22 protein-coding genes and 1 pseudogene are annotated in these 23,120 nt (G+C 66.8%); 4 read left to right on the forward strand and 19 right to left on the reverse strand.

Going from position 1 to position 23,120, the window contains the following annotated elements; translation table 11 throughout:
* Window positions 1–105 precede the first annotated feature (105 nt).
* The gene (locus AC07Q9_RS10185) at window positions 106–1,056 is read right to left on the reverse strand and encodes an adenylate/guanylate cyclase domain-containing protein (RefSeq protein WP_489056859.1); all 951 of its coding nucleotides are present in this window, start codon (window positions 1,054–1,056) and stop codon (window positions 106–108) included.
* Between the two features lie 333 nt (window positions 1,057–1,389).
* Here AC07Q9_RS10185 and AC07Q9_RS10190 point away from each other — a divergent pair, with 333 nt between their 5' ends.
* Window positions 1,390–1,725 (forward strand): hypothetical protein, encoded by a 336-nt coding sequence (locus AC07Q9_RS10190; RefSeq protein ID WP_489056860.1) that lies wholly within the window; start codon window positions 1,390–1,392, stop codon window positions 1,723–1,725.
* Between the two features lie 52 nt (window positions 1,726–1,777).
* On the opposite strand, the gene AC07Q9_RS10195 is transcribed toward AC07Q9_RS10190, so the two are convergent.
* The 8 genes from AC07Q9_RS10195 to AC07Q9_RS10230 form a co-directional block, all read right to left on the reverse strand.
* A complete protein-coding gene (locus AC07Q9_RS10195) occupies window positions 1,778–2,755 on the reverse strand; it encodes an LD-carboxypeptidase (protein WP_495309194.1) in 978 nt (325 codons plus the stop codon).
* On the reverse strand, window positions 2,752–3,867 hold the full coding sequence (gene tadA / locus AC07Q9_RS10200) for a tRNA adenosine(34) deaminase TadA (RefSeq protein WP_495309195.1): 1,116 nt from the start codon (window positions 3,865–3,867) through the stop codon (window positions 2,752–2,754). Before tadA ends, AC07Q9_RS10195 begins: the two co-directional genes overlap by 4 nt.
* Complete coding sequence (locus AC07Q9_RS10205; protein WP_495309197.1) at window positions 3,857–4,075, reverse strand: hypothetical protein; 219 nt, start codon at window positions 4,073–4,075, stop codon at window positions 3,857–3,859. The genes tadA and AC07Q9_RS10205 overlap by 11 nt, the downstream gene beginning before the upstream one ends.
* Window positions 4,076–4,082: 7 nt before the next feature.
* Window positions 4,083–4,718 (reverse strand): FMN-binding negative transcriptional regulator, encoded by a 636-nt coding sequence (locus AC07Q9_RS10210; RefSeq protein WP_495309199.1) that lies wholly within the window; start codon window positions 4,716–4,718, stop codon window positions 4,083–4,085.
* Window positions 4,719–4,782: 64 nt separating this feature from the next.
* Complete coding sequence (locus tag AC07Q9_RS10215; protein ID WP_495309201.1) at window positions 4,783–5,481, reverse strand: ankyrin repeat domain-containing protein; 699 nt, start codon at window positions 5,479–5,481, stop codon at window positions 4,783–4,785.
* Window positions 5,481–5,981, reverse strand: coding sequence for a GlcG/HbpS family heme-binding protein (locus AC07Q9_RS10220; protein WP_495309203.1), 501 nt, complete (start codon window positions 5,979–5,981; stop codon window positions 5,481–5,483). The genes AC07Q9_RS10215 and AC07Q9_RS10220 overlap by 1 nt, the downstream gene beginning before the upstream one ends.
* 116 nt (window positions 5,982–6,097) lie before the next feature.
* Entirely contained in the window at window positions 6,098–6,754 is a 657-nt protein-coding gene (locus AC07Q9_RS10225; RefSeq protein ID WP_095745220.1) for a response regulator transcription factor, read from the reverse strand.
* Window positions 6,751–8,229 (reverse strand): sensor histidine kinase, encoded by a 1,479-nt coding sequence (locus AC07Q9_RS10230; RefSeq protein WP_495309206.1) that lies wholly within the window; start codon window positions 8,227–8,229, stop codon window positions 6,751–6,753. Before AC07Q9_RS10230 ends, AC07Q9_RS10225 begins: the two co-directional genes overlap by 4 nt.
* Before the next feature lie 61 nt (window positions 8,230–8,290).
* On the opposite strand from AC07Q9_RS10230, the gene AC07Q9_RS10235 reads away from it, so the two are divergent.
* The gene (locus AC07Q9_RS10235; protein ID WP_495309208.1) at window positions 8,291–9,355 is read left to right on the forward strand and encodes a DUF72 domain-containing protein; all 1,065 of its coding nucleotides are present in this window, start codon (window positions 8,291–8,293) and stop codon (window positions 9,353–9,355) included.
* 10 nt (window positions 9,356–9,365) lie between these two features.
* Window positions 9,366–9,875, forward strand: a complete 510-nt coding sequence (locus tag AC07Q9_RS10240; RefSeq protein ID WP_495309210.1) for a GNAT family N-acetyltransferase — start codon at window positions 9,366–9,368, stop codon at window positions 9,873–9,875.
* Here the strand turns inward: AC07Q9_RS10240 and AC07Q9_RS10245 are convergent.
* The 10 genes and pseudogenes from AC07Q9_RS10245 to icd form a co-directional block, all read right to left on the reverse strand.
* Entirely contained in the window at window positions 9,872–10,387 is a 516-nt protein-coding gene (locus tag AC07Q9_RS10245; RefSeq protein WP_495309212.1) for a GNAT family N-acetyltransferase, read from the reverse strand. The genes AC07Q9_RS10240 and AC07Q9_RS10245 overlap by 4 nt on opposite strands.
* 22 nt (window positions 10,388–10,409) lie before the next feature.
* Entirely contained in the window at window positions 10,410–10,844 is a 435-nt protein-coding gene (locus AC07Q9_RS10250; protein ID WP_495309214.1) for a DUF3574 domain-containing protein, read from the reverse strand.
* Between the two features lie 17 nt (window positions 10,845–10,861).
* Window positions 10,862–12,301 (reverse strand): exodeoxyribonuclease I, encoded by a 1,440-nt coding sequence (gene sbcB, locus AC07Q9_RS10255; RefSeq protein WP_495309216.1) that lies wholly within the window; start codon window positions 12,299–12,301, stop codon window positions 10,862–10,864.
* The gene (cls, locus tag AC07Q9_RS10260; RefSeq protein ID WP_495309218.1) at window positions 12,302–13,750 is read right to left on the reverse strand and encodes a cardiolipin synthase; all 1,449 of its coding nucleotides are present in this window, start codon (window positions 13,748–13,750) and stop codon (window positions 12,302–12,304) included.
* Between the two features lie 100 nt (window positions 13,751–13,850).
* Window positions 13,851–16,172, reverse strand: a complete 2,322-nt coding sequence (gene clpA / locus AC07Q9_RS10265) for an ATP-dependent Clp protease ATP-binding subunit ClpA (RefSeq protein ID WP_070060555.1) — start codon at window positions 16,170–16,172, stop codon at window positions 13,851–13,853.
* Between the two features lie 67 nt (window positions 16,173–16,239).
* Window positions 16,240–16,599: an ATP-dependent Clp protease adapter ClpS gene (gene clpS, locus AC07Q9_RS10270; RefSeq protein ID WP_489056870.1), complete on the reverse strand. Its 360-nt coding sequence runs from the start codon at window positions 16,597–16,599 to the stop codon at window positions 16,240–16,242.
* 140 nt (window positions 16,600–16,739) lie between these two features.
* Complete coding sequence (locus tag AC07Q9_RS10275; protein WP_495309219.1) at window positions 16,740–17,324, reverse strand: hypothetical protein; 585 nt, start codon at window positions 17,322–17,324, stop codon at window positions 16,740–16,742.
* Window positions 17,321–18,211, reverse strand: a complete 891-nt coding sequence (locus tag AC07Q9_RS10280; RefSeq protein WP_495309969.1) for a type VI secretion system protein TssA — start codon at window positions 18,209–18,211, stop codon at window positions 17,321–17,323. Before AC07Q9_RS10280 ends, AC07Q9_RS10275 begins: the two co-directional genes overlap by 4 nt.
* A gap of 6 nt (window positions 18,212–18,217) precedes the next feature.
* Window positions 18,218–20,830, reverse strand: a pseudogene (tssH, locus tag AC07Q9_RS10285) (type VI secretion system ATPase TssH); the annotation flags it as partial.
* 360 nt (window positions 20,831–21,190) lie between these two features.
* Window positions 21,191–22,450, reverse strand: coding sequence for an NADP-dependent isocitrate dehydrogenase (icd, locus tag AC07Q9_RS10290; RefSeq protein WP_489056875.1), 1,260 nt, complete (start codon window positions 22,448–22,450; stop codon window positions 21,191–21,193).
* Window positions 22,451–22,690: 240 nt separating this feature from the next.
* Between icd and AC07Q9_RS10295 the strand changes: the two genes are divergently transcribed.
* On the forward strand, window positions 22,691–23,008 hold the full coding sequence (locus AC07Q9_RS10295; RefSeq protein WP_492683780.1) for a cell envelope biogenesis protein TolA: 318 nt from the start codon (window positions 22,691–22,693) through the stop codon (window positions 23,006–23,008).
* Window positions 23,009–23,120: the final 112 nt, after the last annotated feature.

The raw sequence follows: 23,120 nt of genomic DNA on the forward strand, positions 1-23,120 counted from the left end.
TCCAGGCCTGACGCGAACGGCGCCGGCGTGGTCCTGCAACGCCACACGTCCCTGCGTGGTGCACCTTGGAGCGCACCAGCTGGTTGCCAAACGTGAACGGAATTCTCAGTCGACGATCGCGCGGCGCGACAGCATCACGTCGTCGCCGGTCGTGTTGAAGGCGATGGTCGGCGCGCTGAAGTCGCTCAGCGGCGCGCCCAGGCCGATCTCGCCGCGGCCGTGCAGCACGCACTCGTCGCGCCGCAGCGCGATCTCGTTGCTCGGCCCGCCGTTGCCATGGAAGCGCACCCAGGTGCCGTAGGTGCTGACGTCGATCAGCACGCAACTGCCCTGCCGCACCTCGATGCGCGCATGCAGCCGCGACACGCGCGGGTCGTTGACCACGAACTGCGCGTCGCCCACGCGGCCCAGGTGAATGGGCAACTGGTCGATGCGGAACATCGAGCGCACATCGAGCCACGCGAGCTCGATGTGGCCGAAGGTGGAATCGGGCGGCAGCCGCGCCGGCAGCAGCGCGGCCGGCACGGTGAGGAAGCTGGTGAGGTCTTCCTGCCAGTCGATGCGGTGGACGATCGACATCTCGCTGCGCCCGCGGATGCTGATAGGCCCGAGGTCGCGGTGCTGCACGGCACCTTCGTGCAATTGCATGATCACCGTCTCGGTGACCCAGATCTGGCCGGGGCCGGCCAGGTCGCTCAGGCGCGAAGCCAGGTTGACGGCGTCGCCGAAGCAGTCGCCCTCGACCTCGACCACGTCACCACTGGCCACGCCGATCTGCAGCGCCATGCGCAGCGGCACGGGCCAGCCGGCCAGGCGCTTCTGGTGGTAGCGCTGCAGCTCGATCACCGCGTGTGTGGCGGCAGCGCCGCTCGTGAAGATGGCGAACACGCCATCGCCCAACGACTTCACGACCCGGCCGCCGTGGGCCTCGCACACACGCCCGATCCATTGGGTCAACCGCGTGACGGTCTCGGTGGCACGTGCATTCCCCATGGCCTCGAAGACCCTGGTACTCCCGGTCAAGTCCGCGAAAACGACTGTGGAATTGACACCCATACTGTTTTTTCTTGTGGCAGCAAGCGCTGGTTATGTTGCTCTGGACCTTTCGCCGCTCCTGCGAGAAGTTTCCCTGACATGCGCCATCACATGCAAGGAACGATCCGCAAAAGCTTCTTGTTGACGCTGCATCGACCGGGCCAGCTTGGCGCATCGTGCAGATGAATGCCAAAGTTTTTTAATACTTTTGCGCTCAAAATTCAAATGACAACAAAAGAGACCGCTAAAGCATGTTGTTTGCAAACAAGAAACGGTGTTTCACATCTTGTGTCTCGGCGAACTGAGGCTTAAGGTAGCGACCGTCCCAGCTCCCGGCAATACGCTTTTCGTGACATGCTGCTCTTTCGCCGCCTTTTTCAGCTCCTGAACGTACCCGGCCTGGGATCGCGGCAGGTTGCGGAAAGTCAGCTTGGCCGCATTCGCATGGCGATGCTGTCGGTGCTTCAAGGACGCGGCGGCCAATCGATCCAGCGCATCAGCCAACGCGTGCGCTTCGCCGGCGATGTCGAGACCCTCTGGTATCTGCGTCAGGACGTGATGGTTGCGCTCAGCGCCATCGACGGCGAATCGGCCGCGCGGCGCCAGATGAAAGACATCAACAGCATGTTCAAGGGCGGCCTGCCCGGCTCGATGGGCCCGCGCGTCCATCAGCGTTTCACCAACCAGTGATGTCCTGATCGGCCGGCATCGCAGCGGCACCGGTGGCCGCCTGCGTGCTGGCTCAATGGTCGTGGCCGTGATGGTCGTGACCGTGGTGAGCATGGTCATGGTGGCCGTGCCGATGGCCCCACACCAGGAACACATCGCGCCCCTCGGCGGCCAGCGCCACCTTCGCACCTACCGGCAGCAGCACCTTGGTCTGCACGTGCCCGAACGGCAGGCCGGCGATGACCTGCACCTTCTTCAGGCTGGCGCGCAGCCGGTCGATCACCGTGTTCATGCCGAAGCCGCGGTCGTAGCCGGCGATGTTGCGCACGCCCGTGAACTGGCCGAACACGACGGCCTTCTGGCGCGCCAGCACGCCCGCGAGCTTCAGCTGGTCGAGCATGCGTTCGATGCGGTACGGGTGTTCGTTGGTGTCTTCGATGAAGAGCACGCCCTTGTCGACCACCGGGAAATACGGCGTGCCCAGCAGGCTGGTCAGCACGCAGAGGTTGCCGCCCCAGAGCACGGCGTCTTCGACCGGCTTGACCTTGAGTTCGGCGTCGCGCACCGGCATGCGCCAGCCGGTGCCTTCGCCCTGCCCGCTCAACAGGTCGTCGAAGCAGGCTTCCATGATGTCGTCGGCACCGCCTTCGGCGCCGAAGTCTTCGCCGACCGCAGGGCCGGACCAAGTGACGGCGCCATTCTTGGCAAGCAGTGCGTTCTGCAGCGCCGTGAAGTCGCTGCAGCCAACGAACTCGGTGCCCTTGTCGATCGCCTTGGCCAGCGCCTTGTACGGCAGCGCGTCGAGGATGCGCGTGAGGCCGTAGCCGCCGCGTGCGATCAGCGCCACGTCGGCGCCGCTGGCGGCTGCGCGCGAGACGGCGGCGAGCCGCGTGGCGTCGTCGCCGGCGAAGCGCTGGTGCGCCGTCAGCGCGGCTTCGTCGATTTCGACCTCATGGCCGAGGGCCTTGAGCCGGGCCACGCCGCGCCGGAAGGCGGCTTTGTCGCGGATGGCACTGGAGGGGGAATAGATGTAGATATGTTTGGACGTCACGTCGTCGAGTATCCCATTGCGTCCCGGATCTGCCGGGCCAGGAGGGTGGCCTGTGCGGCCGTTGGACCGCCCGATGCGGCACGCGGACCGAGCGCGCGCAGCGCAGCTTCGTAGCCGCGGTCGGGGAACGGCGCGCGCCAGGCGTCCTTGGCGCGCACGCCACTGTCGGGTACAGCGAGCGTCGCGCTGAAGCGGCCCGGTGCCGCCGCTTGCAGCAGCGCGGCCAGTTCGCCGCCTGCCTCGCTGTGCACCAGCGCGAGCGGCTCGGGATGGATCTGGTCGAGCCAGGCCAGCAGCACGTCGCGGTGCCATTCGAGCCGGTGCGTGGCTTCGCGCTTGGGCTTGTCGCTCTTGCCGAAGCCGATGAGGTCGGGCACCAGCGTGCGCAGGCCGGGCGTGCCGACGAGGTGGCGGAAGAAGTAGCCCCACTCGCCTGGGCCATGCAGGCACAGGCAATCGGCCACGCGGCTATCGCTGCCGGCCGGGCCGGTCTCGTCGACCCAGTGCAGGCGCCAGCCCTGCAAGATTGGCAGGTCCTGAACGTGATGCGGCGCGAAGCCGAAATCGGTGAGCGCGGCAAAGCGTTCGACGGGCGTGCGCAAGGCGTCGTCGCGCAGCGGCTCGGCCTGCGCGCGCGCGACACTGCGGCGTTGCTGGAAGAAGCGCTGCAGCAGCGCGCTGCAGTCGTCGGCCAGCACGCCGCCCTGCACGCGGGTGTGGTGATTCAGCTTCGGCTCGGCGAACAGATCGAGCACCGAGCCCGCGGCGCCGGTCTTGGGGTCGGCGGCGCCGAACACCACGCGTGCCAACCGCGAATGCAGCATGGCGCCCGCGCACATCGCGCAGGGCTCGAGCGTGACGAAGAGCTCGCAGCCGTCGAGCCGGTAGTTGCCGAGCGCGGCGGCGCCGGCGCGCAGTGCATTGATCTCGGCGTGCGCGCTCGGGTCGTGCTGCGCCACGGGCGTGTTGCGGCCGGTCGCGATGACCTGGCCGTCCTTCACCAGCACCGCGCCCACCGGCACCTCGCCCGCATCGGCCGCGCGCTGCGCTTCCTGCAGCGCGAGCGCCATCCAGTGCGCGTCCGATGTCGATGCGGCCGGCTCAGTTGTCATCGGGCATCTTGCGGGCCTGGGCCGCGGCGTCGAGGGCATCCTTGACCTGTTGCTGGACCTGTTGCGCCTGCGTGCGTGCATCGACGGCCGCAGGAGCGGATACGCCAGGTACGGCCGGTTGTTTGGCGACTGCAGTACGAGAGAGCTGCTGCTTCGCCAGCAGCCCGACGACGAGCAGCGCGAGCACGAGGCCGATCAGACCGAACATCCGCATCTCAGCGCGCCTCCGGTGCGACCGCCATGCCGAGCCGGTCCATCCACACGGCCAGCGCCTGCTCGTCGCCCGAGCCGGCGCGGTAGACCTCGCGCATCGCCGCATGCGATTCGGGCCGGTGCTGGTTGAGCTTGATCTTGCATTGCAGCGCCGTCACGTGCAGCTCGAAGCCCATGATGCCGGCCAGCATCTTGCGCTGGAACTCCTCGCCGAGGTCCTTCCACTGCTGGGCGTAGGCCGGCTCGTGGTCGCCGATGAGCTTCTTGAGCAGCGCGTCCTTGGCCTCGGGCGTTTCGACGAGCCGGGCTTCGACGGTGCAATGGACCGCGAGGTAGTTCCAGGTCGGCACCCGCGCCAGGTCGGGATAGACCGAGGGCGACAGGTAGGCGTGCGGCCCCTGGAACACCACCACCGCGCGCGGCCGCGCCTGCAGGTAGCGCCAGTGCGGGTTGGGCTTGGCGCAGTGGCCCAGCAGCACCAGCGCATCGCCCTCGCGCTGCTCGGCCACGATGGGCAGGTGCGTGACGAAGGGCAGGCCCTCGTCGTCGTTCGAGATCAGGTTGGCAAAGGGGTGGTCGCGCATGAGGCCCAGCGCGACGGCCGGGTCCTTGGCGTTGAACTGCGGAGGCATGTACATGGGGCGGGTTCCTCGTGGGGAGGTCCGATTGTCCCCGAGTCGCCCCGGCTTGCGCTGCGGCAGGCTACTTGGCGCGTGCCGCTTCGAGCTGCTTCACCATCGCCGTGTAGCCGCGCGCCTTTGCGAGCTGCAACGGCGTCAGGCCCTGGCGGTCGGCCAGTTGCAGGTTGGCGCCGCCGGCGATCAGCGCGGCCAGCGTGCGCTGGTGGCGTGCGCCGCCGTCGCCGAGCACGATCGACTCGATCGTCGCCGTCCAGTGCAGGTTGTTCACGTGGTCCAGCGGCGCACCGGCCGCGACCAGCCGGCGCACGACCTCGTCGTGCCCCAGGTGCGCAGCGGCAATCAAGGCGGTGCCGTCGTAGCGGCTGGTGACCTGCCCGGGCTTGGCGCCCAGTTGCAGCAACAGCGTGAGCGTGGTCACGTCGTCGGCCACGGACGCGATGGTCACGGCGTCGTAGCGGTCGTCTTCGAGCAGGTCGATGTTCGCGCCCGCCTTGGCGAGCAGCGTCACGGCGTCGCGCTGTCGCGCGTAGGTGGCGACCTGCAGCGGCGTGCGGCCGCGTGCGTCGCGCACATCGAGGCTGGCGCGGGAGGCGATCAGGCTCTTGAGCTTGGGCAGGTCGCCGTGCCACGCGGCGCGGTGCAGGCCCTCGTAGGCCAGCACTTCGGCGGCCAGCGGCGGCACCTGGGCCGCCGCGCCGGGCGCGGCGCTCCAGCCGATCGCGGCGGCGAGCACCGCCGACCAGAGACCGCGCGCCGTCATCAGAGCTGGCCCTTGACCTTCTCGAGCGCGGCGTTGGCGCACTGCTCGTCGAGGTGGCCGCCCGGCGCACCGCCCACGCCCACGGCGCCGATCACTTCGTTGCCCGACTTGATCGGCACGCCGCCGCCCAGCAGCAGGAAGCCTGGCAGGTACACGAGGTTGGCGGCGCCGGGGTTCTTCTGGGCGCCTTCCATCATGGCTTGCGTGGGGCTCTTGGCCGAAGCCGAGGTCCAGGCCTTGCGTTCGCTCGACGACAGCGTGTGCGGGCCGGCGTTGTCGGCGCGCTGCACGGCGCGCACGGTGCCGGCGCGGTCGACCACGGTGGCGGCCACGTTGTAGCCGTTGGCGGCGCAGGCGGCCACGGTTTCTGAGGCGATCTGGTTGGCCAGCGCGAGCGAGATGTTCTTCTCGGTGCGAACAGCGGGGGCCGGCGTCTGGGCCTGGGCGACGGAAGCAGCGAGCAGAACGGCGAGGCCGCCAACGCGGATGATCGATTGCATGGTGTTTTTCTCCAGTGATGAGAGGGTTCGTGCCGGCCTGTGCCGACCACGGTGTCACTGTAAAAAATACGGTCCGCTGCAACCATTCGTACGGCTACGCCCGGCACTCCGTAGAACTACGGAGCGCCCTCTTCTCCCGCATCCGACGCCAGCACGGCGTAGCGCCGGATCAGCTGCGCCAGCGAGTCGCAGTCGAGCTTGGCGAACAGGTTGGCGCGGTGGGTCTCGACGGTGCGCGGCGACAGCGCCAGCACGCGCGCGATCTCCTTGTTGGTGAGCCCCTGCACGATGAAGGCCAGCACCTCGCGCTCGCGCTCCGACAGCTGCGCCACCCGCTCGCGTGCGGCGTTGTCGGCCTGCGAGCGCTCGCGCGTGCGCACATGCTGGCGCACGGCCTGCTGCAGGGCTTCGAGCAGTTGCTCGTCGTCCACCGGCTTCTCGAGGAACTCGGCCGCGCCGGCCTTGAAGGCGCGGCGGCACATCTCGACCGTGCCGTGGCCGGTCAGCATGATCACGGGCTGGTCGACGCCCTGCGCCACCAGCCGGTCGAGCACGGTGAGGCCACTGATGCCGGGCATGCGCACGTCGAGCACGATGGCGCCAACGCTCGCGCGGTCGAAGCCGTCGATGAAGGCCTGCGGATCGGCCCAGCCCTGCACGCGCAGGCCGACCGTGCCGATCAGCAGCGACAGGCTGTCGCGCACGGCCTGGTCGTCGTCGATCAGGTGGATCAGGGGCGATTGCGGCTGGTCGGCGGTGGTTGGCGTGGTCATGTCGAAGGTGCCACCAGCGGCAGCAGCAAGGTGAAGCGCGCACCGCGCGGCGAGGCATTGGCGGCGCTCAGGCTGCCGCCCATGCCGCTGGCCAGCGTTTCGCTCAGGCTCAGGCCGAGGCCCAGGCCGCCTTCGCGCGTGCTGAAGAAGGGTTCGAACAGGCGCGGCAGCGCCTCGGGCGCGATGCCGCGGCCGTTGTCGGTGACGGTCAGCACGCCCTCCTCGCCGTTGCGGCCGACCGAGACCACGAGGCGCCGCTCGGCAGCGGGCACGAGGTCCAGCGCCTGCATCGCGTTCATGAGCAGGTTGTGCACGATCTGCTCCAGCGCCACGGCCTCGGCCTGCACGCGCACGGGCGCCTGCGCGCTGGCGTCGAACTGGGCCGCCACGCCGTGGCGCGCGAACTCGGGCGCCAGCAGGTGCATGGCGCTGCGCACCACCTCCTGCAGCACCAGCGGCTTCACGTCACCACCGGCCTCAGGGCGTTCGATCACGCGGCGCAGGCGGCCGACCACGCCGGCGGCACGGCGGGCCTGCTCGACGGCCTGCCCCATCGCGTCGCGCGCGGTGGCGAGGTCGGGCGGGTCGTCGTCGAGCAGGCGGCGCGCGGCCTGGGCGTTGGCCAGCACGGCGGTGAGCGGCTGGTTGAGTTCGTGCGCCAACCCGGCCGACAGCTCGCCCAGCGCATTGAGGCGCGCCACCTGGCCCAGGCGCAGCAGCTCTTCGGCGCGGCGCCGCGCGATGCGCTGGCGCTGCGCGGCCCACAGGCCCGCCAGCAGCAGCGCCATCGCCACCGCCCAGCCGCCGATGGTGCGCCACGGCAGCTCGGCCCAGCCGACCTGGCGCTCGGCCACCAATTCGAAAGGCTGGCTCGGCGATGCGAGCGCCTTGCTCAGGCTGTAGCGCCAGCCATGTTCGGGCGACTGGCCGGGTTGCAGCACCAACTGCTGGCCGTCGCGCTGCAATACCAGGCGCACGGGGCTGCGCTGCGGATTCATCGGCCAGTCGCGCCAGGGCACCGAGCCGACGAGGTCGATCTCGAGCGCGTAGCTCAGCGGCTCCGAGCCGATCACGAGCTGGTAGCGGCCGTGCGGCAGATCGAGCACGGCCAGGTCGGCGCGGCGCTCGGCGCGCGAGCGGGCCTCGGCGGCGGCCAGCGCGTCGGCGTGCTCGGCGTCGGGCCAGGGCTCGTCGGCCGCGCGCCGCTGCACGCGCAGGATCGACGAGTACACCGACGGCAGGCGCCGCTCGGGGTAGTCGGCGCCAGCGTTGGGCTCCAGCAGCGCAAGCGTGGCCAGCACCGCGTCGTACTGCACCACCTGCTGGCTCATGAGCCGGTGCGCGATGCGCGCATCGGTCTCGAAATCCTGCTGGAGTTGGGTCAGCTCGGCGCGCGCGAACCACACGGCCCCGGCAGCCGTGAGCACCACCCACGCCAGCCACCAACCACCCCGCGTACGCAACCACTGTGTCATGGCGCGGATTGTGCCCGGCGCCGACGGGCCTCCCCGCTTGGCCGAAAATGCCGACCCAGACATGGCTGACGTGCAGGACTCCCTCTTTTCCGACCTCCCCGAACTTCCGCGACCGGTTGAAGCGGCCGACGCGCCGGCGCCTTCGCCGAAGAAGTCGCGTGGCGCCACCGTGAAGCCGGTGGCACCCGACGCGGCGCTGGTCGCCCTCGCCGCCGACTTGCCGCCGCAACTGCGCCTGGGCACCTCGTCGTGGAGCTATCCGGGCTGGGCCGGCCTGGTCTGGGACGGCGACTACGCCGAAGCCGTGCTGTCGAAGAACGGCCTGTCGGCGCTCGCGCAGCACCCGCTGCTGCGCACGGTGAGCCTGGACCGCAACTTCTACCGCGCCCTCACCGCCAGCCAGTACGCGCGCTATGCGGCCATGGTGCCGGACGACTTCCGCTTCGTCGTGAAGGCCCCGAGCCTGGTGACCGACGCCACCGTGCGCGACGAAAGCGGCCGCGGCACGCAGGCCAACCCGGTGTTCCTGAGCCACGAGATCGCGCTGCAGGAGTTCGTGCAGCCGGCGCTCGACGGGCTGGGCCACCGCATCGGCGCGCTGGTGTTCCAGCTGAGCCCGATTCCCGCGCACCTGCTGGCCGACCAGCCCGCGCTGATCGCCCGCATCGGCGCGATGCTGGCGGCGATGCCCGACCTGAAGCCGACCGCGCCCGATGCCGTGCTTGCCGTCGAGGTGCGCGACCCGCAGCTGCTGTGCCCCGCCTTCGCCGACATGCTGCGCAGCGTGGGCGCGACCTTCTGCATGGGCCTGCACGCGAAGATGCCGCCTATCGAAGACCAGCTGCCGATGCTGCGCGCCCTGTGGCCCGGGCCGCTGGTGTGCCGATGGAACCTGCACCGCCGCCACGGCCGCTTCGGCTACGAAGACGCCGAAAAACTCTACGGCCCCTTCGACAAGGTGCTCGACCCCGACCCCGAAACCCGCGCCGCGCTGGCCAAGGTGATCGCCGGCACCACGGGCGCCGGGCAGAACGCCTTCGTCACCGTGAGCAACAACGCCGAAGGCTGCGCGCCGCTGACCATTGCCTCGCTGGCGCAGGACATCGTGGACCGGATCTCCCGCTAAAGCGCCCGCCATGAATTCGATCTCGTTCCGGCCCCTGCAATCCACGGATTTCGCGATGCTTCACGAGTGGCTGTGCCGCCCGCACGTGGCCGAATGGTGGACGCCCGTGCCGACGCTGCCCGAGGTCGAGGCCGACTTCACGCCGATGCTGGCGGCCGACTCGCCCGACCGTGGCTACATCGCACTGCACGACGGGCAGCCGCTGGGCTTCATCCAGTCGTACGTCGTGATGGGTTCGGGCGACGGCTGGTGGGAAGACGAGCGCGACCCGGGGGCGCGCGGCATTGACCAGTTCCTGGCGCAGGCGGAGCAATTGAATCGCGGCCTCGGCAGCGCGATGGTGCGCGCCTTCACGGACCAGCTGTTCGCCGACCCGGCCGTGACGCGCATCCAGACCGATCCGTCGCCCCGCAACGCCCGCGCGATCCGCAGCTATGCCAAGGCCGGCTTTCGTGCGCTGGGCGAGGTGGTCACGCCCGACGGGCCCGCGCTGCTGATGGTGCGCGAGCGCGGCGACTAAGCCTCAGGCAGTGCAGCGCCGAGATCGCACCACATGTGGACCTTCGACGAGAACGCGCCATCGAGCACGGTGGCCATCGGCTCGACGCCGAAGACCTGGAAGCCGCAGCGTTCGTACAGCGCCTGCGCCGGGCGATTGCCTTCCGTCACGGTCAACTGCACCACGCGCACGCCGTCGAGCGTGCGTGCATGCGCGAGCAAGGCCTCCACCAGCTGCCGACCGGCGCCCGCGCGCCGTGCCGATTCCGCCACCACCATGCCGAACAAGCTCGCCTTGTGGCGCGTGCGCTGCCGCGATTCGCGACCCAGCCCCGCCGCGCCGATCAGCGCGCCGGTGGCATCGAAGGCGCCGTACACCACCTCTGCGGCATCGGCGTCCGTGCGCAGGCGCGTCTCCCACCAGGCCGACGGCAGGCTGGCGCGCTCCTCGACCGTGGACGTGAACGCCTCGGGGTGCCGCGCGTAGGCGTCGAGCATCAGCGCGCGGTAGGTCGTGGCGTCGGCGGGAAGCAAGCGGCGAACGGTGGGAGCGGCTTCAGAAACGGGCACAGACGGACTGCCTTTCCTGCAACACCGCCTCTTGCGCGAAGCGCTGGCGGTAGGTGTCGATCAATGCGGCGATGGCCGCGTCGGTCTTCGCGTCGCGCGGGTGCAGCAACACGACCAGCTTCGAGGGCTCGCGCACCACCTGCCCCGACGTGCCGCGCCACTGGCCGGCGGCGTCGATCACGGTGAAGCCTTGCGGAAAGGCCGGCGTGACGCGGGTGTCGAGAAAGTCGGCCCAGTCGGCGTCGGACACCTGACCGCCCGTGGGGATGGCGCGGCCGAAATAGAGGGTGTCGCGCTCGAAGGCTTCGAAGCCCGCGGCGCAGTGACCGGACGGCCCCGCGGCGCAACCAGCAAGCACCGCAGCAGCCAGCGCGCCCGCCATGCCTGCGCGAGACAGTGTGTGGCGTGCGACGTTGTGCATGCGGACCCCTCGGTCTTTCAGGCCTCGGGCGCGATCGACTCGGCGTACTCGTACAGCGCGCCCAGGATTTCCTCGCCGCGCTCGTCGGCGTTCTCGGACAGCGCGTCGACTTCGCTGAACAGCGCCTCGATGGTGCGCGCCCCGCCCTCACCCTTGAACAGGCGCGCCACGCGCAGCGCTTCCCAGCGCTCGGTTTCTTCCTCGTTCAGCGACTCGGGCCAGTTGCGTGCGCGGTAGCGGAAGAGGATTTCGTCGAGCCGTCCGTCGTCGAAGGCCACGCGCTCCTTGGCGAGCCCCTCGGGCGACAGACCACGCAGCTGGTTCAGGCGCCGGCGGTCGCCGTTGCCCACGAAGCCGCCATAGAGGTCCTCATCGACATCGGGTGTCGCCTCCTTCGGGCGGGCGAAGACCTGCGACCAGATCGCGCTCATGTCGGGCAGGTCGCGCGCGATGGCGGCGTGGCGCATGGCAGTGTCCATGTCGACGCCCCAGCGCTCGGCCATGGCCGGCGCCAGCGTGCGCAGGTTGCCGACCACCATCGGCGACTTGTTCAGGTGCACGCTCTTCATCGGCAGCCGCGTCGTGCCTTCGGGCAGGTCGACGGTGCGCGTGAACAGGCGCAGGCGCAGCGTCTCGGCGTCGAGGTCGTGCAGTTCGCTCGGGTCTTGCGACAGGTCCCAGGCCAGCAACTCGTTCTTGTTGGTGGGATGGCTGGCCAGAGGCCACATCACGGCCAGGCAGCCGCGCTCGACCGGGAACATGCCCGACACGTGCAGGAAGGGCTTGGCGGTCTCGCGCATCGCGGGCAGGCCGAGCTCGATCGCCACGCGGTCCTTCTTGTGCAGGCTGAAGGCGAAGTCGAACAGCTTGGGCTGCTTGTCGCGGATGAGCCGCGCCAGCGCGATGGTGGCGCGCACGTCGGACAGCGCATCGTGCGCCGACTCGTGCAGCAGGCCGTTGGCGCGCGCCAGGTCTTCGAGCTTGAAGCTGGGCTTGCCGTCTTCCTTCTTCGGCCATTCGATGCCGTCGGGACGCAGCGCATAGGTGAGGCGCACCACATCGAGCAGGTCCCAGCGGCCGCAGTCGTTCTGCCATTCGCGCGCATACGGATCGATGAGGTTGCGCCAGAACAGGAAGCGCGTGACCTCGTCGTCGAAGCGGATGGTGTTGTAGCCCACGCCGACGGTGCCGGGCTGCGAGAAGGCTTGCTCGATGTGCGCGGCGAACTCGTGCTCGGGAATGCCGCGCTCCAGGCAGATCTGCGGCGTGATGCCGGTGATCAGGCAGGCCTCGGGGCTGGGCAGGTAGTCCGGCGCGGGCTTGCAATAGATCATCAGCGGCTCGCCGACCTCGTTGAGCTCGGCATCGGTGCGGATGGCCGCGAACTGCGAGGGACGGTCGCGGCGCGGCACCGCGCCGAAGGTTTCGTAGTCGTGCCAGAGAAAGGTGTGGTTCATTCAGAGCAAGGGAGAAAACAGTCGCGCAATGGCGTCGCCGAGGCGGCGCCAGAAAGTCTGCGGGCGGTGGGCGCGAACGGCACCGGAGCTGTGCAGGTCGGTTTCGAACTGCGCCGCCAGCGGCTGGGTCAGCGCGGGCCCGTAGACCACGGCGCAGACCTCGAAATTGAGCCGGAAGCTGCGGTTGTCGAAATTAGCGGTGCCGATCATCGCGCAATGGTCGTCGACCACCAGCGTCTTGGAGTGCAGCATGCGCTCCTTGTACTCCCAGATCTTGACGCCCGCAGCGATCAGCTCGTCGAAGTACGAACGCGCCGCGGCGCTCACGATGGCCGAGTCGCTGCGGCGCGGCACGAGCAGCCGCACGTCGACACCGCGCAGCGCCGCGCTGGTCAACGCCATCAGCGCAGGCTCGCCCGGCACGAAGTACGGCGTGGTGAGCCAGGCCCGGCGCGTGGCTGAATGGATGGCCTCGACATGCATGCGATGGATGGCTTCGAGTGCGTTGTCGGGCCCGCTGGTGACGATCTGCACCGGGATGTCGCCTGCCTGCACCTGGGGCAGCAGCGCGTCCAGGACGGCGTCGGAGCGGTGCTGCTTTTCGCCGGTGGCGTAGCTCCAGTCCTCCAGGAAGGTGGTCTGCAGCCAGCGCACGGCGCTGCCTTCGATGCGCACATGCACGTCGTGGTACGCGTCCTTGGGGTTGGTGCGCTTGTCTTCCTCGTCGGTGATGTTCACGCCGCCCGTGAAGCCCACGCGGCCGTCGCACACCACGATCTTGCGGTGGGTGCGGTAGTTGGTCACGGGGCGCAGGCGCCGGCCGATCTTGGTGTCGTGGAACAGCGCCACCTCCACGCCCGCCGCATGCATCGGCGCCATGAACTTGCGGCCGATGCGCTTGGAGCCGAGCGCGTCGAGCAGCAGGCGCACCCGCACGCCGGCCTGCGCACGCTCGATCAGCAGGTCGCGCAAGGCGGTGCCGATCTGGTCAGGCTCAAAGATGTAGTACTCGAGGTGGATGTGGTCGCGCGCCGCGCGCACGGCCTCGAAGATGGCATCGAAGGTGCGCGCACCGCCCGACAGCAGCTCGACGCCCGTGGCGCTCGACACCGGCAGGCCGCAGGCCGCGGTGCCCAGCCGGGCCATCTGCTGCAGCGCCGGCGGCGCGTGCTGCGAGGCATCGCGCAGCCGCGCCAGGTCGGCCTGTGCATGCGCGCTCGCCCGGATGCGCAGGCGCTTGAGCCGCTGTTTGCGCAGCCGCTGCGGTCCCAGGAAGTAATAGACGATGAAACCCGCGAACGGCAGCAGCGCCAGCGACAGGATCCAGCTCATGGTGGACACCGGCGCGCGCTTTTGCATCACGATCCAGATCGACAGCACGGCGATGTAGCCGCTCCACGCCAGGGAGAGGCCGGTTTTCCATTCGTGGCTGAGTTCGGGAAGGATCAAGGCAAAAGCGGTTGAAGGCGGCGTGTTTTCGGCCGGCCCAAAGAAAAAGGCCGGTAGCGAATGCTACCGGCCTTTGACTTCGTTCCTTGCGGAGGCTCGATCAGCCCGTGGCGGCTTCCTCGGCTTCGGGCTTCGACTTGCCTTCCTTCTTCGGGATCGGCTGGATGTCGAGCAGCACTTCGTCCTTCTCGTCGAGGTCGACTTCGAGGCGACCGCCGTCGGTCAGGCGACCGAACAGCAGCTCGTCGGCCAGCGCACGACGGATCGTGTCCTGGATCAGGCGCTGCATCGGACGTGCACCCATCAGCGGATCGAAGCCCTTCTTCGCCAGGTGCTTGCGCAGCTTGTCGGTGAAGGTGACCTCGACCTTCTTCTCGCTGAGCTGGGTTTCCAGTTGCAGCAGGAACTTGTCGACCACGCGCAGGATGACCTGTTCGTCGAGCGCCTTGAAGTTGACGATGGCGTCCAGGCGGTTGCGGAATTCAGGCGTGAACAGGCGCTTGATGTCGCCCATTTCGTCGCCGGCCTGCCGCGCGTTCGTGAAGCCGATGGTCGCCTTGTTCATGGTCTCGGCACCCGCGTTCGTCGTCATGATGATGATGACGTTGCGGAAGTCGGCCTTGCGCCCGTTGTTGTCCGTCAGCGTGCCGTGGTCCATGACCTGCAGCAGCACGTTGAAGATGTCCGGGTGCGCCTTCTCGATTTCGTCGAGCAGCAGCACCGCGTGCGGCTTCTTCGTGACAGCTTCGGTCAGCAGACCGCCCTGGTCGAAACCGACGTAGCCCGGAGGCGCGCCGATCAGGCGGCTCACCGCGTGACGCTCCATGTACTCCGACATGTCGAAGCGGATCAGCTCGATGCCCATGATGTAGGCCAGCTGCTTCGCCGCTTCGGTCTTGCCGACGCCCGTGGGGCCGGAGAACAGGAACGAGCCGATCGGCTTGTCGCCCTTGCCCAGGCCCGAGCGTGCCATCTTGACCGCGGAGGCCAGCACTTCGAGTGCCTTGTCCTGGCCGAACACCACGCTCTTGAGGTCGCGCTCGATCGTCTGCAGCTTGCTGCGGTCGTCGTTGCTGACGTTGGCCGGGGGAATGCGCGCGATCTTCGCGACGATTTCCTCGACCTCGGTCTTGCTGATGGTCTTCTTGCGCTTGCTCGGCGGCAGGATGCGCTGGGCGGCGCCCGCTTCGTCTATGACGTCGATCGCCTTGTCAGGCAGGTGACGGTCATTGATGTACTTGGCGCTGAGCTCGGCCGCGGCCTGCAAGGCTGCCACGGCGTACTTCACGCCATGGTGTTCCTCGAAGCGCGACTTCAGGCCCTTGAGGATGTCGACGGTTTCCTGCACCGACGGCTCGACCACGTCGACCTTCTGGAAACGACGCGACAGGGCCGCATCCTTTTCGAAGATGCCGCGGTATTCCGTGAAGGTGGTCGCGCCGATGCACTTGAGCTGGCCGCTGGAGAGCGCCGGCTTGAGCAGATTCGACGCGTCGAGCGTGCCGCCCGAGGCTGCGCCCGCACCGATCAGGGTGTGGATTTCGTCGATGAACAGGATGGCGTTCGGCTTGTCCTTGAGCGACTTGATCACGCCCTTCAGGCGCTGTTCGAAGTCGCCGCGGTACTTGGTGCCCGCCAGCAGCGCGCCCATGTCGAGCGAGAACACTTGCGATTCGGCCAGGATTTCCGGCACGTCGCCCTGGGTGATGCGCCACGCGAGGCCCTCGGCAATCGCCGTCTTGCCCACGCCGGCCTCACCCACCAGCAGCGGGTTGTTCTTGCGCCGGCGGCACAGGATCTGGATGACGCGCTCGACCTCGTACTCGCGGCCGATCAGCGGATCGATCTTGCCGTCCTTGGCCATCTGGTTGAGGTTCTGGGTGAACTGCTCGAGCGGCGAGGCCTTCTCGTTGCGTTCGCCACCGCCCTCCTCGCCTTCACCTTGAGGCGCTTCGCCGCTGCCCTTGACGGCTTCCGGCGGATCGCTCTTCTTGATGCCGTGGGCAATGAAATTGACCACGTCCAGGCGGGTGACGCCCTGCTGGTGCAGGTAGTACACGGCGTGCGAATCCTTCTCGCCGAAGATCGCGACCAGCACGTTGGCGCCGGTGACTTCCTTCTTGCCGTTGCCGGTGGACTGCACATGCATGATGGCGCGCTGAATCACGCGCTGGAAACCCAGGGTGGGCTGGGTGTCGACATCATCGGTACCCGCCACTTGCGGCGTGTTGTCCTTGATGAAGTTGGTGAGCGACGCCCGCAGGTCGTCGACGTTCGCCGAGCAGGCGCGCAGAACTTCCGCGGCGCTCGGGTTGTCCAGCAAAGCGAGCAGCAGATGTTCCACGGTGATGAACTCGTGGCGTTGCTGCCGGGCCTCGACGAAGGCCATGTGCAAGCTGACTTCCAGTTCCTGGGCAATCATGTGATTTCCTTTTGCCTTGCTGTAAATAAGTTCTCAGATGGGTTGGAGCGCGTGCAATTCAACTGGTTCACGCGACCGGTTCGCTGACACATTGCAGCGGGTGCCCTGCCTGCTGCGCGGCCTCCATCACCTGGTTGACCTTGGTGGCCGCCATGTCGCGGGAATAAACCCCACAAATACCCCGGCCATCGAGGTGGATCTTGAGCATGATCTGGGTCGCCGTTTCTCGGTCCTTGCTGAAATATTCCTGCAGGACGACGATCACGAACTCCATCGGCGTGTAGTCGTCGTTCAGCATGACGACCTGGTACATCTGGGGCGGTGCCGTTTTTTGCGGGCGGCGCTCCAGAACGACCGAATCTCCGTCGTCGCCCGCCGGTTTCTGCGCCGGTGGGGTGTTGGGAGTTTTGGGAATTCTCGTTGCCATGAAAAAGATTCTATAGAGCGTGCAAGCACCGTGCCGACGCCAACAGACTTGGTGACGCCTATTCGACAAATCAAGAGGCATGCGTCGGGTACGACAGCACGAAGACAGACGTAAAAAAACCGGCAGATTGCCGGTCTTTTTTACAGATTGCGCAGCACGGGGCCTTTGGGCGCCAGCAATTTCCGGCCCGGCACCCGGGTCGGAACCGGCAAGTCGGGCGGCAAGGCGTCGATTTCTTCATCGGTGAGTTCGCGCTCGGGTGCCGACTCTGCCTCCCGGTGAGCAGCGGCGGGCAGCGCGAACGAGACCGGCGCGGTTTGCGGCTTCGAATCCTCGTGCAAGGCGGGTGCTGGTGGCGATGCTCTCGGCCGCTGCGGGGGTGAAGGTGCAGCGGGCGACACAACCGGCCCTCCTCTTCTGCCCGGCAAGGTGGGGGGCGCTGGCGACAACGCCCGCCATTCGGCCCGCCGTCGCGCGTCCTGCTCTGCCTGCCAGTGCGCCAGTGCCAAGCGTTGCGCTTCCTGGTGCATGGCTTGTTGCTGCCCGAGCAGCGCCAAATCGGCGCGGATCGCCTGCCGCGTCTGCTCGCGCTCCGCATCCCAGGCACGGCGCTGCGCGTCGAGTTGCCTGCCGAGCTTGTGCGAGAACGCCCAGAGGCCCAGCAAGGCGCCCGCGGCACCGACCGCGAAGCAGACGACAAGGAAATTGGCCTGGATCAGCGTCACAGCGAAGCCTCCTCGTCGGCATCCCATTTGCGCAGCAAGTCGAGTGGAATGGCATCGGCCACCTGGGAGAACCGCAAGCCGGTCATGCGTTCGGCCTGCTTGAGCAACACGGCGACAGGACTGCTCGGTTCGTGGTTCTCGAACCATCGGCGGGCCTTGCGAATGCCACGCAGGATGTCGTCGCGTGTATCCAGGCCCTCACCGGCTGGCGTGCTTGCCGGCCACGACGGAAGCGGGTCAGGTCTTGTTGCGGCCACGGCAGGCGGCACCGACGATCCGGTTCGCTGGAACGGGGCCAGCAACCGCACCAGCGCATGCAGCGGAGGCGCGTCCGGCCCCAGGTGCTGGCCGGCCCAGGCGACGATCTGCGCCGCCGCTTCAGCCGCTTGCGCCAACAGGCGCAGCGGCGCCTGGTCGTTGCCCGAAGCGGCGGCCGCCAGGTCTGCCAACTGCTGGGCCATGGCCTCCGGACTGGCTGCGTCCAGCGCCCGGGGCATTGCGAAGGCGCGCTCGACTTCACGCACCGTCAGGTGCCGCGCGGCGTTGGCGGCAATGACGACTTCTCGCACATCGCTCAACAGGCCCTCCGGATCGGCCAGTGCAGCGAGCGCATTGGCACGCACGGCCGGGTCGCGCTCGCCTTCGATCACCAACTGGGGGTGCACCGCTTCAGGCCAGGTCCGCAGCGCCTCGACCAGCAGCACCAACGACTGCGCAAGCCCTGCCGCCTGCGCCAGCCGGGTGCGTGCGCGGCACAGCCAGACAAAGAGATTGATGTCCCGGGTCCGCAACAGCAGCCGGCGGCAGTCCCGTTCGATCTCGGCCCAGTTGGGTGCGTCGGGCGTTCCGACGAACTGCCCGTACTGGGCATCGCCGCGCGGGGACATGCACTTGATCTTTCGCCGCGCTTGAAGCGCATCCAGCCATTGCCGGGAAAGAATCGGCAGGATTCGCTGTTCGATGAAACCGATCAGACGACGAGCACCCGTTTCATAGGCGCCGCATTGGCCGACGATCTCGGCGAGCAGCGCTGGTGTGTAGTCCAATGCAATGTCGTGCTGCACACGCATGCGTTCGACCACACGATTCAGATGCGAGCTCACGATGTCACGCAGGGCGCTCGGGGCCAAAGGCAGGTAGGGCACCACGGTCAACCGACCGAGGAAAGCTGCAGAAAAAACTGTTCGCAGCGACGGCTGGAGCGCGTCACGCAAGACGTCAATTTCAGGCACCAGCAGGGGGTCTTCGCAAAGAGCGGTAATGAGTTCCGCGCCGGTGTTGCTCGTCAACAGGATCGTGGTGTTCCTGAAGTCGATGCGACGCCCTTCTCCGTCCTCCATCCACCCTTTGTCGAACACCTGATAGAAGATTTCGTGCACATCCGGGTGGGCTTTTTCCACTTCGTCGAGCAGGATCGTGCTGTAGGGCTTGCGGCGCACGGCCTCCGTGAGCACACCACCTTCACCGTAGCCGACATAACCCGGGGGCGCCCCTTTCAAGGTCGAGACCGTGTGCGACTCCTGAAACTCACTCATGTTGATGGTGATGAGGTTCTGCTCACCCCCATACATGGCCTCGGCCAACGCCAACGCAGTTTCTGTCTTGCCCACGCCCGAAGGACCGGCCAGCAGGAATACGCCCACAGGCTTGTTCGGATCCGTCAGGCGCGCCCGTGCAGTCTGCATGCGCTCCGCAATCGCTGCGAGCGCGGCCCCCTGGCCGATCACGCGGGCCTCCAGCCTGGATTGAAGTGCGACGACAGCCGCAACTTCGTCCGTCACCATTCGCCCCACGGGAATTCCCGTCCAGTCGGCCACGATGCTCGCAACCACGGCCTCCTCGACCTGGGGAAAAATCAGAGGCAGCTCCTTCTGGTGTGCGACAAGCTCTCGCTCCAGGGTCACCAGCTGCGCCGAGGGTGCATCCCCCTCGGCGCAGCTCGGCCCTCCCGCCTCCTCCCTCTTCTTTGTTCTCAATCCATGAATCGTGCGAACCAGTGCAAGCTCTTCTTGCCATCGCGCCTCGTGCTGGGACAACGTGCGCTGCGCGGCGTCGAGTTGCGTTCTGGCGGCATCAAGGCGCAGCACTCTTTCCTCGCTGCCGTGAATAACAACGCCCTCTTGGACAAGCAGCTCAAGTTCGACCTCAAGCGCTGTGATGCGGTGCCGCCATTGCGCGACTTCAGGCGGCGGCGCATGAAGCGACATGGCGACACGCGCGCATGCAGTGTCCAGCAGACTGATGGCCTTATCAGGCAGCTGACGTGCCGGGATATAGCGATGCGACAGGGTCACAGCGGCACGCACAGCTTCATCGAGCACGAGCACGCCGTGGTGCTCGGCGAAGGTGGCGACAAGGCCGCGCACCATCTCGATCGCGGAAACTTCGTCGGGCTCTGCGACCTGAAGCGTCTGAAAGCGCCGCGTCAGTGCGGGGTCCTTCTCGATGTGGCGCTTGTATTCGCTCCAGGTGGTGGCACCGATCGTGCGCAACGTTCCTCGTGCCAGCGCAGGCTTGAGCAAGTTGGCGGCATCGCCGGTTCCCGACTGCCCTCCCGCGCCGACCAAGGTGTGCACCTCATCAATGAAGAGGATGACGGGCTGCACCGACTTGCCCGCCTCTTCCAGCAATGCCTTGAGGCGCGACTCGAATTCCCCCCGCATGCTCGCGCCGGCCAGCAGCGCTCCGACATCGAGACTCCAGAGTCGGCAGTTCTTCAGATCGGGAGGAACTTCGCCTTGGGCGATGGCCAGTGCCAACCCTTCGACAACCGCCGTCTTGCCGACGCCCGCATCGCCCGTGAGCAAGGGATTGTTTTGACGACGGCGAAGCAGAATGTCAACCATCGTGCGGATCTCGTGTCCGCGCCCGATGACAGGGTCGATCTGCCCTTGAGATGCGCGCTCGGTCAGATCCGTGCAGTAGCGTCGCAATGCCGACTTGCCGTCCGACGTCGCATCCGCGAGCGCCCCGCTGGCCTCGCCAGGCAGCGCCGACGGCAGACCGGAGCCATCGTGCGGTCCTTCCTGCGCTTCGGGAGAGTCAGTCACGATTGCGCTGACGGCCTCCGTCAATTGATCCGCAGGGATTCGCTGGAATGCAGGCGAGATACCAAGAAGCACGCGCCGCAGTTCCGGCGTCTGAAGCAGCGCGGCAAGCAGCCAGGCACCGCGCACGCAATGCGCGCCGAACTCGAGGCTGGACAGCACCCACGCGCGCTCGATGGCAGCTTCGATGTGGCTGGAAAAATCGGTCAGTGACGTTGCACCGGATGGCAGGCTGGACAACGCCGATGCAAAGTCTTTCTCGATGGCTTGCGAGTCGATCTGGTAGTGTCGGCAGATCCGATGCAGATCGCTGTCGTTGAGCTGCCAGAGCTGGTGAATCCAGTGCGTCAGCTCAACGTACGGATTGCCACGCAGCTTGGCAAATGCGGTGGCGGACTCGATGCCGCGAAACAAGGTGACATTGAGCTTGCCGAACAGCGCGCGCCGAGAGATCGTCATTGCGCGATCTGTCGTGCAGTGTGCACGCCTTGCTCGACCGAATCATCTGCAACGCTCGATGTCGTCGAGCAGATTTCTGCGTTCTTTTCCCCCACTTCGCGCCCCCTATGCTTCTTGGAATGGGCGCGATTCTGGCGGCTCGCTGCAAGGCAAACACAGCACAGTTTCTACCAATGGTTAAACGAACGATGGAGCCCATTGATCTGTGATGTTTGCCCGTCGCTCCTTACGTTCGGAATACAAAGGAAATAATTCAATAACGATATTGAAGCCGTCGCAGGCAAGAAAAAACCCTCGAGTCCTTTCGGAAGCTCGAGGGCTTGATCGGCATCTGACGTTTCTCAGCGTCAGCGATTGCAATTACATGTTGTCGATCATGACCTGACCAAAACCAGAACAGCTCACTTGCGTCGCGCCGTCCATCAGGCGCGCGAAGTCGTAGGTGACCTTCTTGCTGGCGATCGACTTTTCCATCGAGCTGATGATCAGGTCAGCTGCTTCGGTCCAGCCCATGTGACGCAGCATCATTTCGGCGGACAGGATTTCGGAACCCGGGTTCACATAGTCCTTACCCGCGTACTTGGGTGCCGTGCCATGAGTCGCTTCGAACATGGCAACGGTGTCGCTCAGGTTCGCGCCCGGGGCAATGCCGATGCCGCCGACCTGCGCAGCCAGCGCGTCGGACACGTAGTCGCCGTTGAGGTTCAGCGTGGCGATCACGCTGTACTCGGCGGGACGCAGCAGGATCTGCTGCAGGAACGCGTCGGCGATGCTGTCCTTGACGGTGATTTCCTTGCCCGTTCGGGGGTTCTTGAACTTCATCCACGGGCCGCCGTCGATCAGCTCAGCGCCGAACTCCTTGGCGGCCAGGTTGTAGCCCCAGTCACGGAATCCACCTTCGGTGAACTTCATGATGTTGCCCTTGTGGACCAGGGTCACGCTCGGCTTGTCGTTGTCGATGGCGTACTGGAAGGCCTTGCGCACCAAGCGCTCGGTGCCTTCGCGCGAGACAGGCTTGACGCCGATGCCCGAGGTGTTCGGGAAGCGGATCTTCTTGACGCCCATCTCGTCCTGCAGGAACTTGATGAGCTTCTTGGCCTTCTCGCTCTCGGCTTCGAACTCGATGCCGGCGTAGATGTCCTCCGAGTTCTCGCGGAAGATGACCATGTTGGTCTTGTGCGGCTCGCGCACCGGGCTGGGCACGCCCTCGAAATACTGGATGGGTCGCAGGCAGACGTACAGGTCGAGCTCCTGGCGCAGTGCCACGTTCAGCGAGCGGATGCCGCCGCCGACGGGCGTGGTCAGCGGGCCCTTGATGGACACCACATAGTCACGCACCGCGTGCAGGGTTTCCTCGGGGAGCCAGACATCGGGGCCGTAGACCTTGGTCGATTTCTCGCCCGCGTAGACCTCCATCCAGTGGATCTTCTTCTTGCCGCCGTAGGCCTTGGCCACGGCAGCGTCCACCACCTTGAGCATCACCGGCGTGATGTCCAGCCCGGTGCCGTCGCCTTCGATGAACGGAATGATGGGCTGATCGGGCACATTGAGCGAATTGTCAGCGTTGACCGTGATCTTCTGGCCTTCGGTCGGGACTTTGATGTGCTGATAGCTGGACATGAGGGGACTTGACTCCGGGAGTGACGTAATTCGAACGACTGTCTGCGAATACAGACAGCGAGGGAGAATCGCTGTACAGCGAGCTAACAAATCGCTGTACATTTTAGACGCAACCCATCAGCGAGCAATTGTCAACCGTAGGGCGATAGCGCCCGTTACTGGCTGACCTTCTGCTCGCCGGGAGGCGTTTCCAACCAATTCTCGATAGAGGAATCATCAATGAGCAAACTTCTCGCAGTCATGATCGCTGGCCTGTTCGCCGCTGGCGCGTACGCCCAGAACCCGGCCGGCACCACGCCCGAACAAGGCAACGCGACCAACAGCAAGCCGCAAGCTCGCGCTGAAGCCAAGAAGGAAGCCAAGCCCGCTGGCCAAGTGGCTCCCGCTGCTGGCGACATCACCAAGACGCCCGAAGGCGGCGCATTCGGCGCTGACAAGGCTGGCGTTGCTGGCGAAAAGCGCGCCAAGACCCGCGACGATCGTCGTCGCAACAAGGACGGCAGCGTGAAGCGCAAGGCCACCCAAGGCGGCACGCCTGACATGCCCGGCGCCAAGTAAGCCGGTCTGCCCCCCAAAAGAAGCGCTCTACGGAGCGCTTTTTTTCGTTTGAAGTTTTGTTCAGCCACTGTCAACCGGGGTCTCGGAGGCCCGTTGAATGGAGACCTTCCGC

The organism is Variovorax sp. GW821-FHT09A10, from assembly GCF_059418385.1.

Coding starts and splice junctions, on each gene's coding strand:
- AC07Q9_RS10185 (WP_489056859.1), bottom strand. CDS start 1,056: ATGGGTGTCAATTCCACAGTCGTTTTCGCGGACTTGACCGGGAGTACC.
- AC07Q9_RS10190 (WP_489056860.1), top strand. CDS start 1,390: ATGCTGCTCTTTCGCCGCCTTTTTCAGCTCCTGAACGTACCCGGCCTG.
- tadA (WP_495309195.1), bottom strand. CDS start 3,867: ATGACAACTGAGCCGGCCGCATCGACATCGGACGCGCACTGGATGGCG.
- AC07Q9_RS10205 (WP_495309197.1), bottom strand. CDS start 4,075: ATGTTCGGTCTGATCGGCCTCGTGCTCGCGCTGCTCGTCGTCGGGCTG.
- AC07Q9_RS10210 (WP_495309199.1), bottom strand. CDS start 4,718: ATGTACATGCCTCCGCAGTTCAACGCCAAGGACCCGGCCGTCGCGCTG.
- AC07Q9_RS10215 (WP_495309201.1), bottom strand. CDS start 5,481: ATGACGGCGCGCGGTCTCTGGTCGGCGGTGCTCGCCGCCGCGATCGGC.
- AC07Q9_RS10220 (WP_495309203.1), bottom strand. CDS start 5,981: ATGCAATCGATCATCCGCGTTGGCGGCCTCGCCGTTCTGCTCGCTGCT.
- AC07Q9_RS10225 (WP_095745220.1), bottom strand. CDS start 6,754: ATGACCACGCCAACCACCGCCGACCAGCCGCAATCGCCCCTGATCCAC.
- AC07Q9_RS10230 (WP_495309206.1), bottom strand. CDS start 8,229: ATGACACAGTGGTTGCGTACGCGGGGTGGTTGGTGGCTGGCGTGGGTG.
- AC07Q9_RS10235 (WP_495309208.1), top strand. CDS start 8,291: ATGGCTGACGTGCAGGACTCCCTCTTTTCCGACCTCCCCGAACTTCCG.
- AC07Q9_RS10240 (WP_495309210.1), top strand. CDS start 9,366: ATGAATTCGATCTCGTTCCGGCCCCTGCAATCCACGGATTTCGCGATG.
- AC07Q9_RS10250 (WP_495309214.1), bottom strand. CDS start 10,844: ATGCACAACGTCGCACGCCACACACTGTCTCGCGCAGGCATGGCGGGC.
- sbcB (WP_495309216.1), bottom strand. CDS start 12,301: ATGAACCACACCTTTCTCTGGCACGACTACGAAACCTTCGGCGCGGTG.
- clpA (WP_070060555.1), bottom strand. CDS start 16,172: ATGATTGCCCAGGAACTGGAAGTCAGCTTGCACATGGCCTTCGTCGAG.
- clpS (WP_489056870.1), bottom strand. CDS start 16,599: ATGGCAACGAGAATTCCCAAAACTCCCAACACCCCACCGGCGCAGAAA.
- AC07Q9_RS10280 (WP_495309969.1), bottom strand. CDS start 18,211: ATGTCCCCGCGCGGCGATGCCCAGTACGGGCAGTTCGTCGGAACGCCC.
- icd (WP_489056875.1), bottom strand. CDS start 22,450: ATGTCCAGCTATCAGCACATCAAAGTCCCGACCGAAGGCCAGAAGATC.
- AC07Q9_RS10295 (WP_492683780.1), top strand. CDS start 22,691: ATGATCGCTGGCCTGTTCGCCGCTGGCGCGTACGCCCAGAACCCGGCC.